Source organism: Micromonospora cabrerizensis (assembly GCF_022230955.1).
Taxonomy (GTDB): domain Bacteria; phylum Actinomycetota; class Actinomycetes; order Mycobacteriales; family Micromonosporaceae; genus Micromonospora; species Micromonospora cabrerizensis.
In genome coordinates, this window is sequence record NZ_JAKKFI010000033.1 from 1 (window position 1) to 1,286 (window position 1,286).

The window sequence follows — 1,286 nt, forward strand, 5'->3', positions numbered from 1 at the left end:
GGCGGCGACCAAGGCGGCGCAGACCGCGGTGCGGCAGCGCGACGAGGCGGCGCGTGACCTGGAGCGGCTGCTGGTGCAGGCGCGGGCCCGGCAGGAGCAGGTGGACGCCCGGCTGGCCGAGCTGGACGGGCAGCTCGCCGGGGCGGCGGAGCCAGCTGTGTTGCGCCGGGAGTTGGCCGAGCACGCCCGGCTGCGGGGCGCACTGGAGGAGGCGGCGACCGCGGTGCGGTCCGGCCGGGAGGCCGCGCGTCAGGCCCGGGCCGGGGTGGATGCCGCCGAGGAGCGGCTGCGGGCGGCCTGGCGGGCCTTCGACACGTCCCGCGACGGGTTGGCGCGCTTCGGTCCGCCGGCGACCGATCGGGACGACGTGGCCGCGGCGTGGGCTGCGTTGACCGGTTGGGCGAGCACCGAGGCCGACCGCCGTCGCGAGGATCGGGCGGGCCGGGCGGTCGCCGTAGCCGAGGCCGAGTCGGTCGCTGACGCCGTGCGGCGGCGCATCGCCGGCCTCTTCGCCGACGCCGACGTGCCGGTCGGCGACGATCCGGTGCACGCCGCGACCGTCGCGGTGGAACGGGCCGACGCGGACCGCCGGCGGCTGCGGGAACGCCGGGAGCAGGCCGGGACGCTGCGCGAGCAGCGTGCCGGGCACGAACGGGAGGCGCAGGTCGCGCGCGCGCTCGCCGGGCACCTGCGGGCCAACAACTTCGAGCGGTGGTTGCTGGCGGAGGCGTTGGACCTGCTGGTCGACGGCGCGTCGGGGATCCTGCGGGAGCTGTCCTCCGGCCAGTACGAGCTGGTGCACGACAAGGGCGAGTTCGTCGTGGTCGACCACCACGACGCGGGGCTGCGCCGGGGCGTTCGCACCCTCTCCGGTGGTGAGACGTTCCAGGCGTCGCTGGCGCTGGCCCTGGCGCTCTCCGAGCAGCTTGCCGGGATGTCGACCACGGCGGCCAGCCTGGAGTCGATCGTCCTGGACGAGGGCTTCGGCACGCTGGACGCGGCCACCCTGGACACGGTGGCCGCCACCCTGGAGAACCTGGCCGCCCGGGGCGACCGGATGGTCGGCGTGGTCACCCACGTGCCGGCGCTGGCCGAACGCATCCCGGTCCGGTTCGAGGTGCGCAAGGATGCGCGTTCGGCGCGCGTAGAGCGGACGGGCCGGTGAGCGCGAGGAGTGCAGCGCAGCGGAGCCCCGCAGTCGCGAACGGAAGGCAGGGCCGGTGAGCGACGCCGCGTTCTTCGTCGACTCGTGGGATCCGGCGTACGGGGCGTCGTTCGAGGCGTCC

General features: G+C 76.4%; 1 protein-coding gene. It reads left to right on the forward strand.

Going from position 1 to position 1,286, the window contains the following annotated elements; translation table 11 throughout:
- The coding region (locus LADH09A_RS03260) for an SbcC/MukB-like Walker B domain-containing protein (RefSeq protein WP_274528933.1) at positions 1-1,165 on the forward strand (1,165 nt) is incomplete at its 5' end.
- Positions 1,166-1,286: the final 121 nt, after the last annotated feature.